This is a genomic window from Aeromonas dhakensis (genome assembly GCF_002285935.1).
Taxonomy (GTDB): Bacteria; Pseudomonadota; Gammaproteobacteria; order Enterobacterales; family Aeromonadaceae; genus Aeromonas; species Aeromonas dhakensis.
The window spans coordinates 1,794,248-1,809,544 of sequence record NZ_CP023141.1 but is presented as its reverse complement, the minus strand read 5'-3'; the positions used below and the strand labels follow the sequence as shown (position 1 = coordinate 1,809,544).

Below are 15,297 nucleotides of genomic sequence, written 5' to 3'. Positions count from 1 at the left end.
CCGCGACTGCAGAATAATATAACGAAATATACACCCCTACACTGATCTGCATTCGACGAATTTCTATTTGCCCCAACAACGTGAAATAAAGGATCTGGTTAATGACCCACGAGCACTATCTGCAGGCGTGGCAGGAGAGCCAGGAGCTCGCCGAAGCCATGCAACCCCTGATCGGTCGTCTCTACCGTCAGCAAGGGATCGAGATCACCATCTTCGGCCGCCCGCTGCAAAACGCCTCCACCATCGATATCCTCAAGGCCCACCGGGTCGTTCGCCGCCACCAGGGAGCCCCCCTCCCGATCCAACAGAGCTTTCCCCTGCTGCAAGCCATCCTGGCCCTGAACCCGACCGCCGCCGAGATCGATCTGGGCAAGCTGGCCGTGGGTTACTGGCAGGATCACCAGGATGAAGCCGGCATCGACGACTACCTGCGTGCCAAGCTGGCACCGGCTCTGGGTCGCGGCGTACCGGCTCCGACCGACGTGGTGTTGTACGGCTTCGGCCGCATCGGCCGTCTGCTGGCCCGGTTGCTGATCGAGCGCACCGGCGCCGCCAACTCCCTGCGGCTACGTGCCATCGTGGTGCGTGGCGGCCGCGACGGGGATCTGGAGAAGCGTGCCAGCCTGCTGCGCCGTGACTCGGTACACGGCCCCTTCAACGGCTCCATCGAAGTGGATGTGGAACGCAGCGCCATCATTGCCAATGGCACCTTCATCCAGGTGATTTACGCCAACAACCCGGCCGACATCGACTACACCGCCTACGGCATTCACGATGCGCTGATCGTCGACAACACCGGTGTCTGGCGTGACGAGGCGGGTCTGTCCGAGCACCTCAAGGCGCGCGGCGCCGCCCGGGTGCTGCTGACCGCTCCCGGCAAGGGGGAGATGAAAAACGTGGTGTTCGGGGTCAACCACGAGGTGATCACGTCTGACGATCGCATCATCTCCGCCGCCTCCTGCACCACCAACGCCATCACTCCTGTGCTCAAGGTGATGCAGGACAAGTACGGCATCCGCCACGGCCATGTGGAGACGGTGCACTCCTACACCAACGACCAGAACCTGATCGACAACTATCACAAGGGCGAGCGCCGCGGTCGCAGCGCGGCCCTCAACATGGTGATGACCAGCACCGGCGCCGCCAAGGCGGTGGCCAAGGCGCTGCCCGAACTCAAGGGCAAGCTGACCGGCAACGCCATCCGGGTGCCTACACCCAACGTGTCGCTGGCCATCATCAACCTGTCGCTGGAACAGACCACCGATCGGGAGAGCCTCAACGCCTATCTGCAGCAGATGGCGCTGAGCTCGGCCCTGCATCGCCAGATCGACTTCAGCGCCAGCACCGAGCTGGTCTCCTCCGACATGGTGGGCTCCCGCTTTGCGGGCATTGTCGACTCCCAGGCAACCATCGCCGAGGGGGATCACTGCGTGCTCTACGTATGGTATGACAACGAGTTCGGGTACAGTTGTCAGGTAGTGCGGGTGATGGAGCAGATGGCTGGCGCAGTTCGCCAGGATCTGCCGGTCTGATCCCGATTCGTCATGGCTCAATGTGCAAGGAGAAGGCCGGATGTCGTTTCAACAAGGTGAGTTTTTGCAAGCAATCAGGCAGATGCCCGCAGAGGTGTACGAGCGCCTCAAGACCGCGGTCGAGCTCGGCAAGTGGCCCGATGGCAAACCGCTCACCGACGAGCAGAAGGCCACGTCGCTGCAGGCCGTGATGGCCTGGCAGGCGATGCACCTCGACAACCCCGAGCACATGAACATCGGCCGTGACGGCGAGATCGTGATGAAGAGCAAGAGCGAGCTCAAGCGTCAGTATCGCGACGAGGAAGAGATAGTGCGGGTCGAGCTCAACCACTGAGTCTGACCCGTCAGGCCGCCCGCGGTGGCCACAGCAGAGAGGGGAGCCATGATGGCTCCCCTCTTTTTCCCCTCTCCCCCCATGGTAGGGAGGTCAGAAGCTGTTCACAACCTGTCGCGAGAAGACGTCAACAAGGTGAAGAGCAGCGCAGGAACCGGAGTGTATACGCATACATGAGGATTCCGAGCAGCACATGAGCCTTGATCACGGCTTCGCAGTACGCAGTAAGGTCGTGGACAGTTTCTCAGGGGGTCAGCTCACCACGCAGGGACTGCTGCATCAGCTCGCGGATGCGCGGCGCCGGCAGATCCTGGCTCAGCAGGAAGTGCAGCTTGGTCAGCGCCGCCTCGGCGGTCATGTCAAAGCCCGAGATGACCCCGGCCCGCGACAGGGCGTTGCCGGTGGCATAGCCCCCCATGTTGACCTTGCCGTGCAGACACTGGCTCAGGTTGACGATGATGACGCCACGGGCCGATGCCTCGGAGAGCAGCGCCAGCATGGCCGGATTCTGCGGCGCATTGCCCACCCCGAACGAGAGCAGGATCAGCGCCCGTACCGGCTGTTGCAGGATGTTGGCGATCACCTCGGCCGAGATGCCGGGATAGAGGGTCACCACGCCGATGGGCTGGGGGGTGATGTCGTGCAGCACCAGCGGCCGCTCGGACGGCACGCCCAGCTCGCCCGCTTCCAGCGAGATGGCGATGCCGGCGTTGAGCAGCGGCGGGTAGTTCGGCGAATCGAAGGCGTGGAAGCCGTCGGCGTGCACCTTCTTGCTGCGGTTGCCGCGATAGAGCTGATTGTTGAAGAACAGCGTCACCTCGTGGATCGGGTAGTTGGCCGCGATGTAGAGGGCGTTGAGCAGGTTCTGCTGACCGTCGGAGCGCAGCTCGGCCAGCGGGATCTGGGAGCCGGTGATGATCACCGGCTTGTGCAGATCTTCGAGCATGAAGGAAAGTGCCGAGGCGGTGAACGACATGGTGTCGGTGCCGTGCAGGATCACGAAACCGTCGTATTTCTCGTAGTTGTCACGAATGTCCTCGGCGATGCGCTGCCAGTCCGCCGGCGTCATGTCGGAAGAGTCGATGAGGGGCGCATATTCGTGAATATGGTAATCCGGCATCTCGGGACGATGGAACTCGGGCATCCGCGCCAGACAGTCTTCCATGAAGCCCGCCATCGGCACATAGCCGTGGTCGGAACGCTGCATCCCTATGGTGCCGCCTGTGTAGGCGATATAGATGGACTTCTTCACACCCTCTCCTCTTTGATGGGCACAACAGCCGCGAATCGTGGCTCAAACGGGACGAAACGGTGGCATCGACTGCCTGCCGCATTCGCCATGGGCCGAAAGCCCGCACATGATAGCGCGCCAGGCCGCCGGCTCACATCCCACCAGTGCCGTCCGCGGGCCAAAAACCGCCGAATTATAGGGACTAGCGCCCCAAATGACAGCCAGGAAATAGCCCTCACCCCGGCTTGCACCGCGACCAACCCGATAGTGTTAAATTTCACAACAAACACAATGGGCGACCATTTATCTGACAAATGTGGATATAAGTGGTGTTTTTTGCTACTATCCGCTAGATTTTTCATAAATCTCATCTGGATGCCTGATCAATTCAGGCCCGCACCGGTCCCATTCTTACGTGGGGCGGGGGCATGTCGCCCCTTCTTTGTTGGCACCTGAGCCACACTGTTTTTATCCCGGCTGAATCTGTGAGTCTGCATCAACGAAAGACACAGCCAATCAACATGGGAGTACTGAATGCTACAACTTGATTCCTACGCCACCCTGGTCGCAGCCACCCTGGTGTTGCTGCTCGGTCGTCTGCTGGTGACCCGAGTCGGGCTGCTGCGCACCTTCAACATCCCCAAACCGGTTGCCGGCGGCCTGGTGGTCGCCCTGGTGCTGCTGCTGCTGCGCGCCACCCTGCAGATGGAGCTGCAGTTCGATACCAGCCTGCAAACCCCGCTGATGCTGGCGTTCTTCGCCTCCATCGGTCTCTCCGCCGATCTCGCCAGCCTCAAGCGCGGCGGCAAGGCGGTGCTCACCTTCCTGCTGGTGGTCACCGGCCTGCTGCTGGTGCAGAACAGCCTGGGGGTGGGCCTGGCGACCCTGCTCGGTCTGGATCCCCACATGGGGCTGCTGGCCGGCTCCATCACCCTCTCCGGCGGCCACGGCACCGGGGCGGCCTGGGGCGCCACCTTCACCGAGAAGTACGGGGTGCAATCCGCCGCCGAGCTCGCCATCGCCTGTGCCACCTTCGGCCTGGTGCTGGGGGGCCTGATCGGTGGTCCGGTGGCCCGCTATCTGGTGAAGAAGGTGCAGGTGCCCGGCGAGGAGCACAACCGGGACGACGCGCCGCAAGGCTTCGAGATGCCAGACATGGAGCGCCCGCTCACCACCTTCAGCCTGATCGAGACCCTGGCGCTGATCGCCATCAGCCTGAAGGGGGGCGAGATGCTCTCCGCCTACCTCAAGGGCGGCGCCTTCGAGCTGCCGGTGTTCGTCTGCGTGCTGTTCGTCGGCGTGCTGCTGCGCAACGTGCTGACCCTGCTCAACTGGCACGAGGTGAGCGACCGCGAAGTCTCCCTGCTCGGCAACGTCAGTCTGTCGCTGTTCCTGGCGATGGCGCTGATGAGCCTGCGACTGTGGGATCTGGCCAACCTGGCGCTGCCCATCTTCATCCTGCTGGCGGCCCAGACCGTGGCCATGGCGCTCTACGCCATCTTCGTCACCTTCCGGGTAATGGGCCGCAACTATGATGCGGCCGTACTGGCAGCGGGCCACTGCGGCTTTGGTCTGGGGGCCACCCCCACCGCCATCGCCAACATGCAGGCCATCACCCAGCGCTTCGGTCCCTCCCACCTGGCGTTTCTGGTGGTGCCCATGGTGGGCGCCTTCTTCATCGACATCATCAACGCCATGGTGATCAAGCTGTTCCTGGCACTGCCCTTCCTGTAATTCCTTTCCCGTCAGACGTATATGAACAGAGCCCCCCCCCTGGTGGGCTCTGCCATTTCTGCTGGCCAGCTTCTCTGCACCACTTCCTTCATGGATAGCCGTGGCGAGATCCATAAACAAAAAGCCCCGCACTCGGCAGAGTGCGGGGCTTGGTCATGGCGGCCGTACTCGCCGCGTTCAGGCACTTACAGGATAAAGGTCGAGACCTGCTTGTTCAGGTCGGTGGCCCGCCCCTTGAGACTCTCGGCCTGATCCAGATCGCGCATGGCAGCGGCGGTGATCTCGTCACTCACATCCTTGATGGCGGTGGTGTTCTGGGTGATCTCGCCGGTCACCTGGGTCTGCTCCTCGGCGGCCGTGGCGATCTGGCCCGCCATGTCGGAGATGAGGCTGACTGCCTGGGTGATCTCTTCGAGCGCAGCGGCAGCGGCATCGGCATCTTTCACGCTGTTGTCCGCCAGCCCCTGACTGGTCTGCATCAGGCTTACCGCGCGGGCCGTGGTCTGCTGCAGGGTCTCGATGGTGGACTGGATCTCCTGGGTGGAGTCCTGGGTACGGCGCGACAGCACCCGCACCTCGTCCGCCACCACCGCGAAACCGCGACCCTGTTCACCGGCACGGGCCGCTTCGATGGCCGCGTTCAGCGCCAGCAGGTTGGTCTGCTCGGCGATGCCCTGAATGGTGGAGAGGATGCCGGAGATGGCCTGGGCGTGGCGGCTCAGCTCGCCGATCACCTCGGTCGCCTGCCCCACTTCCTCGGCCAGACCGTTGATGGACTGACGGGTCTGGTTCACCAGCATCTTGCCCTGTTCACTGCTCTGGGCGGACTGCTGGGCCGCGGCGGCGGTGTTCTCGGCGTTGCCGGCGATCTCCATGGTGGCGCTCGCCATCTCGGTAACCGCGGTGGCGACCATGGTCACCTCCTGCTGCTGGCGCTGCAGCTCGTCCACGGCGGCCTGGTTGGTCACCAGACTGCGCTCGGCATCGGCGTTCAGCTCGTTGGCCAGCTGGCGGATGTTGCCGATCAGCTGGTGCTGGCTGCCGACGAAGCGGTTGAAGCTGTTGGCCAGCTGCCCCACCTCGTCGTTGGTGTCGATCTTGATGCGCTGGGTCAGATCGCCGTTACCGTCGGCGATGCGGGCCAGCGCCTGGGAGACCTTGCCGAGCGGGCCGAGCAGCAGGCTGACCAGCCAGGAGATGGCGAGGATGCTGCCCACCAGCACCAGCAGGGCCAGGCCAAGCTGGGTCATCAGCAAAGAGGAGAGCGGCGCCTCCAGGGTCTCCTTGTCCAGCACCAGCACCAGCTCCCAGTCGGTGTCTGGGATATCCACCGCCCACAGCAGCTTGTCGCGCCCTTCGCCGTCGAAGTAGGCCGGCACCAGGCTGTTGCTGGTCTTGCTCTGCTCGATCAGGGCATTGGTCAGATCGTTGTCGATCTCGGTGGCCGGTTTCATCGCCTTGGCCGCGTCCTTGTAGGCGATGACGGTGCCGTCCTTGTGCATCATGATGGCAAAACCGTCGGCCGGCAGCTTCATCTTGGTGACGTCTTCCACCAGGGAGGCGATGGAGAGGTCGCCACCGACCACGCCGCCCTGCGCCGGCTGGGCCAGGGTCACCACCATGATGTTGTAGGCTACGTCAAGGTAAGGCTTGGTGACGATCATGCCACCCTTGCCCATCGCCTCCTGATACCAGCCGCGGGAGCGGGGATCGTAACCGTCACGATTGATGGAGGGATCGGAGTCGTTCATCTTGCCGCTGCTCTCGCCAAAGTAGGTGAGCTGGAAGCGGCCGGAGACTTGCGCCTGTTGCAGGGCGTTGAGGGGTTCGGCACCGGCCTTGTTGCCGAGCGCCTGAATGACGTCGCGACGGGCCGCGAGCCAGTCACTGACGCTGGCGGCCTGCTGGTTGCCGAGGCGTTGCACCTGTTCCTGACTGCCTTGCAGCAACAGGGACTTCTGGCTGGTGTAGCTCTGCCAGGAGAGCAGCAGGATCACCAGCGAGAGGGCGATGACCACTGACAACAGTATCTTCTGCTTGAGTGATAGATTTTTCATCATGCGTTCTTCTTATGGAGGTCAGGAACAGGATTTCCCAAAAAGTGCACAGCACTGCGTAGTTATTAACGACCCGTCGGCACAAAACTGAACCGGAAAATGGGGCGGTGGGCGATATTTTCCACCGAGTTGGGGAAAACTGCACCAGAAATTGACTACCGGGCACGCACAAGGACAGCCGACCCTGTTTATTCCTTCCACAATTGGCTAGAATATCCCGTTTTTAAATCACATCGACCCCGAGAGTTTTCACGATGTTTGAAGTCAATCCTGTATTAAACAAGCTTAAGGAGCTGTCTGAGAGGACCGAGCTGCTTAGGGGGTACCTTTGACTATGACGCCAAGAAAGAGCGTCTAGAAGAGGTCAACGCCGAGCTGGAACAGCCGGACGTCTGGAATGAACCCGAGCGCGCACAGGCGCTGGGCAAAGAGCGCGTCGCGCTGGAAAACGTGGTCGGCACCATCGACACCCTGACCCAGGGTGCTGACGACGTGGCCATGCTGGTCGAGCTGGCCGTGGAAGGTGAAGACGAAGACACCTTCAACGAAGCCGTGGCCGAAGCCGACGTGCTGGAGTCCAAGCTGGTGGATCTCGAGTTCCGCCGCATGTTCTCCGGTCAGCACGATCCCTCCGACTGCTACATCGACATCCAGTCCGGCTCCGGTGGTACCGAGGCCCAGGACTGGGCCAACATGGTGCTGCGCATGTACCTGCGCTGGGGCGATGCCCACGGCTACAAGCCGGAGCTCATCGAATGCTCCGAAGGCGACGTGGCCGGCATCAAGTCCGCCACCATCAAGTTCACCGGTGAGTACGCCTTCGGCTGGCTGCGCACCGAGACCGGCGTACACCGTCTGGTTCGCAAATCGCCGTTCGATTCCGGCGGTCGTCGCCACACCTCGTTCTGCTCCGTGTTCGTCTACCCCGAGATCGACGATGACATCGACATCGAGATCAACCCGGCCGACCTGCGCATCGACGTCTACCGTGCCTCCGGCGCCGGTGGTCAGCACGTCAACCGGACCGAATCCGCGGTACGTATTACCCACATTCCTACTGGGGTCGTGGTACAGTGCCAGAACGATCGTTCCCAGCACAAAAACAAAGATCAGTGTATGAAGCAGCTGAAGGCCAAGCTCTACGAGCTGGAAATTCAGAAGCAGAATGCCGAGAAGCAAGCCCTCGAAGAGACCAAGTCCGACATCGGCTGGGGCAGCCAGATCCGTTCCTATGTGCTGGATGATGCGCGCATCAAGGATCTACGTACCGGCGTCGAAACCCGCAATACCCAGGCGGTACTCGACGGCGATCTGGACAAGTTTATCGAAGCTAGCCTGAAGTCAGGCCTGTAAAAAAACAGAACAGCAGGAATCACCATGTCTGAACAAACCACCACTCCGGAAGTCGACCAAACTCTCGAACTGAACAACGAGATGCAGGAGCGTCGTTCCAAGCTGGCCGCCTTGCGCGCCCAGGGCAACCCCTTCCCCAACGACTTCCGTCGTGACCACCTCTCCGGCGATCTGCACGCCGAGTTTGGCGACAAGAGCGCCGACGAGCTGGCCGCACTGGGTAAACGGGTGAAGATTGCCGGTCGCATCATGACCCGCCGGATCATGGGCAAGGCGTCTTTCGCCACCCTGCAGGACATGGCAGGCAAGATCCAGGTCTACGTCACCCGTGACGACCTGCCGGAAGGCTTCTACAACGAGCAGTTCAAGAAGTGGGATCTGGGCGATATCGTGGGTGTCGAAGGTACCCTGTTCCGCACCAACACAGGCGAACTCTCCGTTCACGTCTCCGACATTCGCCTGCTGACCAAGGCCCTGCGCCCGCTGCCCGAGAAGCACAAAGGTCTGACCGACCAGGAAGCCCGCTGCCGTCAGCGTTACCTGGATCTGATCGCCAACGAAGAGTCCCGCAAGACCTTCGTGACCCGTACCAAGGTCGTGGCCGGTATCCGCAAGTTCCTGAATGACAAGCGCTTCATGGAAGTGGAAACCCCCATGATGCAGGTCATCCCGGGTGGCGCTTCTGCCCGTCCGTTCATCACCCACCACAATGCGCTGGACATCGACATGTACCTGCGTATCGCTCCGGAACTCTATCTGAAGCGTCTGGTGGTCGGTGGCTTCGAGCGTGTCTATGAGATCAACCGCAACTTCCGTAACGAAGGTATCTCCGTTCGCCATAACCCCGAGTTCACCATGCTCGAGTTCTATATGGCCTACGCCGACTACATCGATCTGATGGATCTTACCGAAGAGATGCTGCGCACCCTGGCGCAGGACATCCTGGGCGACACCAAGATCCGTTACGCCAAAGAGGGCGAAGAGGGCCTGACCATCGATTTCGGTCAGCCGTTCCAGCGCCTCTCCATGGTTGACTCCATCCTGAAGTACAACCCGGATGTGACCCGCGACGATCTGGCGACCCTGGAGAAGGCCACCGCCGTCGCCAAGCGCCTGCACATCGAGCTGATGAAGAGCTGGGAACTGGGCCACGTGATCACCGCGATCTTCGAAGAGACCGTGGAGCACATGCTGCTGCAGCCGACCTTCATCACCGAGTACCCAGCCGCCGTTTCTCCGCTGGCCCGTCGCAACGACCAGAACCCGGACGTCACCGACCGCTTCGAATTCTTCATCGGCGGCCGCGAGCTGGCCAACGGCTTCTCCGAGCTGAACGATGCGGAAGATCAGGCCGAGCGCTTCCAGGCTCAGGTTGACCAGAAAGCCGCTGGCGATGACGAAGCCATGTTCTACGACGCCGACTTCGTGACCGCGCTGGAACACGGTCTGCCGCCGACTGCCGGTCAGGGCATCGGTATCGACCGTCTGGTGATGCTGTTCACCAACAGCCACACCATCCGCGACGTCATCCTGTTCCCGGCTCTGCGTCCACAAAAGTAAGAGCCGAAGAAACAGGGCCGCAGCAGCGCAGCTGCCGTCCATGACAATCAAAACGCCCCGCAACCGCGGGGCGTTTTTTTATGGTGGGCACAAACCGGTGACGAACCTTCAAGACGCCACCAGCTTGCCGTTCATCAGGCCACTGGCAACTGCCACGCCCCCTGCCACAAGGTGACGGCCTCACCGGCCATCAGCACCCTATTCCCCTGTAGTTCTAGCCGCAGCTCACCACCTCTGGCCGAGATCTGGCGGGCCCGCAGGTGCTGCTTGCCGAGCCGCTCGGCCCAGAAGGGCATCAGGGCGCAGTGGTTGGAGCCGGTCACCGGATCCTCGTCTACCCCGACCCAGGGGGCGAAGTAGCGAGAGACGAAGTCATGGTCCGGGTCGCGCGAGGGTGCCGTCACCATCAGGCCGCGACCGGGCAGCGTGCGCAGGGCCTGAAAATCTGGGCTGAGCGAGCGGACCTCCTCCTCGCAGGCCAGCTCCAGCAAGAACTTGGCGCCAGCCGCCAGGGTTTGCAGCGGCTGGCAACCGACCGCCGCCGCATAGGCCGGATCCAGCTCGAGCGGCGCCGGGGCAATGCGCGGGAAATCGAGCCAGATCCACGCCCCTTCGCGCCGGGCCAGCAGCTCGCCGCTGCGGGTCTCGAAGCCAATGACCTCATCCTCAGCCACCGCCCCCGTCTGCCACAACACATGGGCGGCCGCCAGGGTGCCGTGACCGCAGAGATCCACTTCCAGCTCGGGGGTGAACCAGCGCAGCTGGTAGCGGGCCCGGCCCAAAGGCACCAGAAAGGCGGTCTCCGACTGGTTGAACTCGGCCGCCATGGCCAGCAGGGTGGCATCCGGCTGACTCGGCCCCAGCGCCACCACCGCCGGGTTGCCGCCAAAGGGGTGCTGGCTGAAGGCATTGACATGAAACAAGCTGATGATCGACATTCACGCTTCCTGTGTGGCTAATACGGGCTCATTCATCGCCCTTTATACCATGAGAACCCTGTCGACCTGCGTCGCCTTGCAACTCTCTCCATCGCCTTTTTAATGCAGTAATAGAATAAAAAAGACATTTTTATTCTTTGTTGTTATCCATCACACCCCTTAACCTGACCAAAAATCAGACCATGGAAGACGTGTGTGATGCAATTGAAGGACTCCCTGACCAACCTGACTCCCCTCTCTGACGAGCAGCAGCGACAACTGAGCCAGGCGCTATCGACCCTCAATACCCAGCAACTGGCCTGGGTGAGCGGTTATCTCTACGGTCTCTCCCAGGCGGGCAGCCAGCCTGCCGTGACCGGGGCAGCAGCCGCCACCCCCAGCGGCAGCCTGACCATTCTCTACGGCTCCCAGACCGGCAACGCCAAGGGCGTGGCCAGCGCCATCAAGGCGCAGGCCGAAGCCCGTGGCCTGCCGGTGACCCTCACCTCCATGGCGGACTACAAACCCAAGCAGCTCAAGAAAGAGACCCACCTGCTGGTGGTAGTAAGCACTTACGGGGAGGGTGAACCACCGGAGAGCGCGGTCGATCTGTACGAGCAGCTCAAGAAGGGCAAGGTCGGCAAGCTGGAAGGGCTCAAGTTCGCCGTACTGGGGCTGGGTGACAGCTCCTATGAATTTTTCTGCCAGACCGGCAAGGACTTTGACAGCCTGCTGACCAAGGCCGGCGCCGATCGGGTGCATGAACTCGCCAGCCTGGACGTGGATTATCAGGATGCCGCCAAGGCGTGGGGTGAACAGGCGCTCAATGCCATCGCCGCCACCCTCTCTGCCGGCCCTGCCGGCAGCAGCGTGGCCAGCGCGGTCCAACAGGCGGTCGGCCACAGCCAGTACAGCAAGGAGAACCCCTTCCCGGCCAGGCTCTCGGTCAACCAGAAGATCACCGGCCGCGACTCGACCAAGGATATCCGCCACATCGAGATCAGCCTGGAAGAGTCAGGCATCCGCTACCAGCCGGGGGATGCGCTGGGCATCTGGTTTGACAACGATGCCGACCTGGTCGGTGAGGTCTTGGCGCTGGCTCATCTTTCCGGCGACGAGGCCACCGCCCGCGGCAGCCTGCGCGAGGTGCTCAGCCGCGAGCTGGAGCTGACCCGCTTGCACGGCGGCTTTATCACCGGCTTGGCAGAGATCTCGGACAACGCAGCGCTCAAGGATCTGGCCGGTGACAAGGCCCAGGTCAACGCGCTGGTGGCCAGCGCCCAGGTAGTGGATGTGCTCAAGCGCTTCCCGACCGCGCTCACAGCCGAACAGCTGCTGGGCCTGCTGCGCCCGCTCACTCCGCGCCTCTACTCCATCGCCTCCAGCCAGAGCGAGGTGGAGGAAGAGGTGCACCTGACCGTCGGCGTCGTGCGCTACCCGCAGGAAGACGGCACAGTGCGCAGCGGCGCCGCCTCCTCCTATCTGGCGGACCGTCTGCCGGAAGATGCCGAGGTGCGGGTATTCGTGGAGCACAACGACAACTTCCGCCTGCCTGCTAACCCCGATACCCCCGTCATCATGGTGGGCCCGGGCACCGGCATCGCCCCCTTCCGGGCCTTCTTGCAGGAGCGGGAAGCGCAAGGGGCCGACGGCAAGAACTGGCTCTTCTTCGGCAACCCCCACTTTACCCAGGATTTCCTCTATCAGGTGGAGTGGCAGCGTTATGTGAAGTCGGGCCTGCTGTCGAAGATCTCCCTGGCCTTCAGCCGGGATCAGGCCAACAAGATTTATGTGCAGGATCGCCTGCGCGAGGCGGGGCTCGAGCTCTACCAGTGGCTGGAAGCAGGCGCTCACTTCTATGTGTGCGGCGACGCCAATCATATGGCCAAAGATGTGCAGGAAGCCCTGCTGGATGTGATTGCCGAACATGGCCACAAGAGCCGTGAGGAAGCAGAAGAATATCTGAGCGAATTGCGTCGTGCCAAACGTTATCAAAGGGATGTCTATTGATGAGCAAACAAGTTATTCCAGGACCGGTGGAAGGACCGCTGGCCGACAACGAACGTCTGAAACGCGAGAGCAACTTTCTGCGCGGCACCATAGAGCAGGATCTCAAGGACCCGCTCACTGGCGGCTTCAACGGCGACAACTTCCAGCTGATCCGCTTTCACGGCATGTATCAGCAGGATGACCGCGACATTCGCCCCGAGCGCGCCGCCCAGAAGCTGGAGCCGCTGCACAACGTCATGCTGCGCGCCCGCCTGCCCGGCGGCATCATCACCCCGGCCCAGTGGCTGGTGATCGACCAGTTCGCCGAGGAACACAGCCTGTACGGCAGTATCCGCCTGACCACCCGCCAGACCTTCCAGTTCCACGGGGTACTGAAGCGCGACATCAAGCTGATGCACCAGACCCTCAACAGCACCGGCATCGATTCCATCGCCACCGCCGGCGACGTGAACCGCAACGTGCTCTGCACCAGCAACCCGGTGGAGTCCGAGCTGCACCAGGAGGCCTACGAGTGGGCCAAGAAGATCTCCGAGCACCTGCTGCCCAAGACCCGCGCCTACGTGGAGATCTGGCTGGACGGCGAGAAGCTGGGGGGTGACGAAGAGCCGATCCTGGGTTCCAACTACCTGCCGCGCAAGTTCAAGACGACCGTGGTGATCCCGCCCCACAACGACGTGGACATCCACGCCAACGATCTGAACTTCGTGGCCATCGCCGAAGGTGGCAAGCTGGTGGGTTTCAACGTGCTGGTGGGCGGCGGTCTCGCCATGACTCACGGTGACACCACCACTTATCCGCGCAAGGCGAGCGACTTCGGTTTCGTGCCGCTCTCCCACGTGCTGGAGGTGGCGGCCGCCGTGGTCAGTACCCAGCGCGACTGGGGCAACCGGGTCAACCGCAAGAACGCCAAGACTAAGTACACCCTCGAGCGGGTGGGGGTCGAGGCCTTCAAGGCCGAGGTGGAGAACCGTGCCGGTATCCAGTTCGGGCCGGTTCGCCCCTACGAGTTCACCAGCCGCGGCGATCGCTTCGGCTGGGTGGAGGGGATCGACGGCAAGCACCACCTGACCCTGTTCATCGAGAACGGCCGCCTGCTGGACTTCCCGGGCAAGCCCCTCAAGAGCGGCATGCTGGAGATCGCCAAGGTGCATCAGGGGGATTTTCGCCTGACCGCCAACCAGAACCTCATCATCGCCGGCGTCCCGGCCGGCGAGAAGGCCCGCATCGAAGCGCTGGCGCGCCAGTACGGCCTGCTGGATGACGGCGTGAGCGAGCAGCGCAAGCAGTCCATGGCCTGCGTGGCCCTGCCCACCTGCCCGCTGGCGATGGCCGAGGCCGAGCGTATGCTGCCGGCCTTCGTCACCGACATCGAAGGCTTGCTGGCCAAACACGGTCTGGCGGATGACGCCATCATCTTCCGCGTCACCGGCTGCCCCAACGGCTGCGGCCGCGCCATGCTGGCGGAGGTGGGCCTGGTGGGCAAGGCGCCCGGTCGCTACAACCTGCACCTGGGTGGCAACCTGGAGGGGACCCGCATCCCGCGCCTGCACCTGGAGAACATCACGGAGCCGCAGATCCTGGCCGAGCTGGACGCCCTGATCGGCCGCTGGGCCAAGGATCGCAACCCAGGCGAGTGCTTCGGCGATTTTGTCATTCGCGCCGGGATCATAGCTCCGGTCATCGACTCCGCGAGGGACTTCTATGCAGCCTGAACAGACTGATACAGCCCGGCTGGCGCGCACCGCCGACGGCCGGCTCGACCTCGACGCCCTGCTGGCCTTGAGCCGGGAGGAGCAGGTCGAGGCGCTGGCTCCCCTCAACCGGGAGCTGGACGCCATGAGCGCCCCCGAGCGGGTGCGCTGGGCGCTGGCCAACCTGCCGGGAGAGCACGTGCTGTCGTCGAGTTTCGGCATCCAGGCGGCGCTCATGCTGCACCTGGTGAGCCGGGAGCGGGCCGACGTGCCCGTAGTGCTGACCGATACCGGTTATCTCTTCCCCGAGACCTACCGCTTCATCGACGAGCTGACCGAGCGTCTCGCCCTCAACCTCAAGATCTACCGGGCCGCGCTCACCCCGGCCTGGCAGGAGGCCCGCTTCGGCCTCTTGTGGGAACAGGGGGTGGAGGGGATCACCCGCTACAACCAGCTCAACAAGGTGGAGCCGATGGATCGCGCCCTGAGCGAGCTGGGCGCCCGCACCTGGTTCTCGGGTCTGCGCCGGGAGCAGTCGGGCAGCCGGGGCAAGCTGCCTGTGCTGGCCATCCAGCGCGGTCGCTTCAAGTTCCTGCCGGTGATCGACTGGAGCAACAAGGACGTCTTCTACTACTTCAAGGAGTTCGACCTCCCCTACCACCCCTTGTGGGAGCAGGGTTACCTGTCGGTGGGCGACGTGCACACCACCGCCAAGTGGGAGCCCGGCATGAGCGAGGAGCAGACCCGCTTCTTCGGCCTCAAGCGCGAGTGCGGCCTGCACGAGGAGAATGGCGAGAGCGACGGCTCCGGCATCTGAGCCAGACGTTATCCCGCATGGCTCCCATAAAAAACGCCCGGCAACTGCCGGGCGTTTTTCT

The 15,297-nt window shown here is 62.7% G+C and carries 11 protein-coding genes; 8 read left to right on the top strand and 3 right to left on the bottom strand.

The window, feature by feature from the left end; all coding sequences use genetic code 11:
* Positions 1-101 precede the first annotated feature (101 nt).
* Entirely contained in the window at positions 102-1,532 is a 1,431-nt protein-coding gene (locus CK627_RS08910; RefSeq protein ID WP_010633069.1) for a glyceraldehyde-3-phosphate dehydrogenase, read from the top strand.
* A gap of 40 nt (positions 1,533-1,572) precedes the next feature.
* Positions 1,573-1,866 (top strand): YeaC family protein, encoded by a 294-nt coding sequence (locus tag CK627_RS08905; protein ID WP_095592144.1) that lies wholly within the window; start codon positions 1,573-1,575, stop codon positions 1,864-1,866.
* Between the two features lie 244 nt (positions 1,867-2,110).
* Here the strand turns inward: CK627_RS08905 and ansA are convergent, their stop codons facing one another.
* On the bottom strand, positions 2,111-3,118 hold the full coding sequence (gene ansA / locus CK627_RS08900) for an asparaginase (protein WP_005297986.1): 1,008 nt from the start codon (positions 3,116-3,118) through the stop codon (positions 2,111-2,113).
* 513 nt (positions 3,119-3,631) lie between these two features.
* Here ansA and gltS point away from each other — a divergent pair.
* The gene (gltS, locus tag CK627_RS08895) at positions 3,632-4,831 is read left to right on the top strand and encodes a sodium/glutamate symporter (RefSeq protein ID WP_017780300.1); all 1,200 of its coding nucleotides are present in this window, start codon (positions 3,632-3,634) and stop codon (positions 4,829-4,831) included.
* A 185-nt stretch (positions 4,832-5,016) separates the two neighbouring features.
* Here gltS and CK627_RS08890 read toward each other — a convergent pair whose 3' ends face one another.
* Positions 5,017-6,888: a methyl-accepting chemotaxis protein gene (locus tag CK627_RS08890; RefSeq protein WP_017780299.1), complete on the bottom strand. Its 1,872-nt coding sequence runs from the start codon at positions 6,886-6,888 to the stop codon at positions 5,017-5,019.
* Between the two features lie 254 nt (positions 6,889-7,142).
* Here CK627_RS08890 and prfB point away from each other — a divergent pair.
* Together prfB and lysS are read left to right on the top strand one after the other, a co-directional pair.
* A protein-coding gene (gene prfB / locus CK627_RS08885; RefSeq protein WP_099358782.1) for a peptide chain release factor 2 occupies positions 7,143-8,241 on the top strand; the annotation gives its coding sequence in 2 pieces (ribosomal slippage) (positions 7,143-7,217 and positions 7,219-8,241; 1,098 coding nt in all).
* A 24-nt stretch (positions 8,242-8,265) separates the two neighbouring features.
* On the top strand, positions 8,266-9,801 hold the full coding sequence (gene lysS, locus CK627_RS08880) for a lysine--tRNA ligase (protein WP_005297982.1): 1,536 nt from the start codon (positions 8,266-8,268) through the stop codon (positions 9,799-9,801).
* Positions 9,802-9,935: 134 nt separating this feature from the next.
* On the opposite strand, the gene CK627_RS08875 is transcribed toward lysS, so the two are convergent.
* Entirely contained in the window at positions 9,936-10,739 is an 804-nt protein-coding gene (locus CK627_RS08875) for a PhzF family phenazine biosynthesis protein (protein ID WP_095592143.1), read from the bottom strand.
* 198 nt (positions 10,740-10,937) lie between these two features.
* On the opposite strand from CK627_RS08875, the gene CK627_RS08870 reads away from it, so the two are divergent.
* Genes CK627_RS08870 through CK627_RS08860 form a run of 3 tightly spaced genes read left to right on the top strand, consistent with a single transcriptional unit; the run spans position 10,938 to position 15,236 of the window.
* A complete protein-coding gene (locus tag CK627_RS08870) occupies positions 10,938-12,728 on the top strand; it encodes an assimilatory sulfite reductase (NADPH) flavoprotein subunit (RefSeq protein ID WP_167385417.1) in 1,791 nt (596 codons plus the stop codon).
* On the top strand, positions 12,728-14,440 hold the full coding sequence (cysI, locus tag CK627_RS08865) for an assimilatory sulfite reductase (NADPH) hemoprotein subunit (protein WP_095592141.1): 1,713 nt from the start codon (positions 12,728-12,730) through the stop codon (positions 14,438-14,440). The genes CK627_RS08870 and cysI overlap by 1 nt, the downstream gene beginning before the upstream one ends.
* The gene (locus CK627_RS08860) at positions 14,430-15,236 is read left to right on the top strand and encodes a phosphoadenylyl-sulfate reductase (protein WP_095592140.1); all 807 of its coding nucleotides are present in this window, start codon (positions 14,430-14,432) and stop codon (positions 15,234-15,236) included. Before cysI ends, CK627_RS08860 begins: the two co-directional genes overlap by 11 nt.
* The last annotated feature ends 61 nt before the right edge of the window (positions 15,237-15,297 follow it).

Excerpts from the sequence above, each read along its gene's own strand:
- CK627_RS08910 (WP_010633069.1), top strand. The coding sequence starts at position 102 with ATGACCCACGAGCACTATCTGCAGGCGTGGCAGGAGAGCCAGGAGCTC.
- CK627_RS08905 (WP_095592144.1), top strand. The coding sequence starts at position 1,573 with ATGTCGTTTCAACAAGGTGAGTTTTTGCAAGCAATCAGGCAGATGCCC.
- gltS (WP_017780300.1), top strand. The coding sequence starts at position 3,632 with ATGCTACAACTTGATTCCTACGCCACCCTGGTCGCAGCCACCCTGGTG.
- CK627_RS08890 (WP_017780299.1), bottom strand. The coding sequence starts at position 6,888 with ATGAAAAATCTATCACTCAAGCAGAAGATACTGTTGTCAGTGGTCATC.
- lysS (WP_005297982.1), top strand. The coding sequence starts at position 8,266 with ATGTCTGAACAAACCACCACTCCGGAAGTCGACCAAACTCTCGAACTG.
- CK627_RS08875 (WP_095592143.1), bottom strand. The coding sequence starts at position 10,739 with ATGTCGATCATCAGCTTGTTTCATGTCAATGCCTTCAGCCAGCACCCC.
- CK627_RS08870 (WP_167385417.1), top strand. The coding sequence starts at position 10,938 with ATGCAATTGAAGGACTCCCTGACCAACCTGACTCCCCTCTCTGACGAG.
- cysI (WP_095592141.1), top strand. The coding sequence starts at position 12,728 with ATGAGCAAACAAGTTATTCCAGGACCGGTGGAAGGACCGCTGGCCGAC.
- CK627_RS08860 (WP_095592140.1), top strand. The coding sequence starts at position 14,430 with ATGCAGCCTGAACAGACTGATACAGCCCGGCTGGCGCGCACCGCCGAC.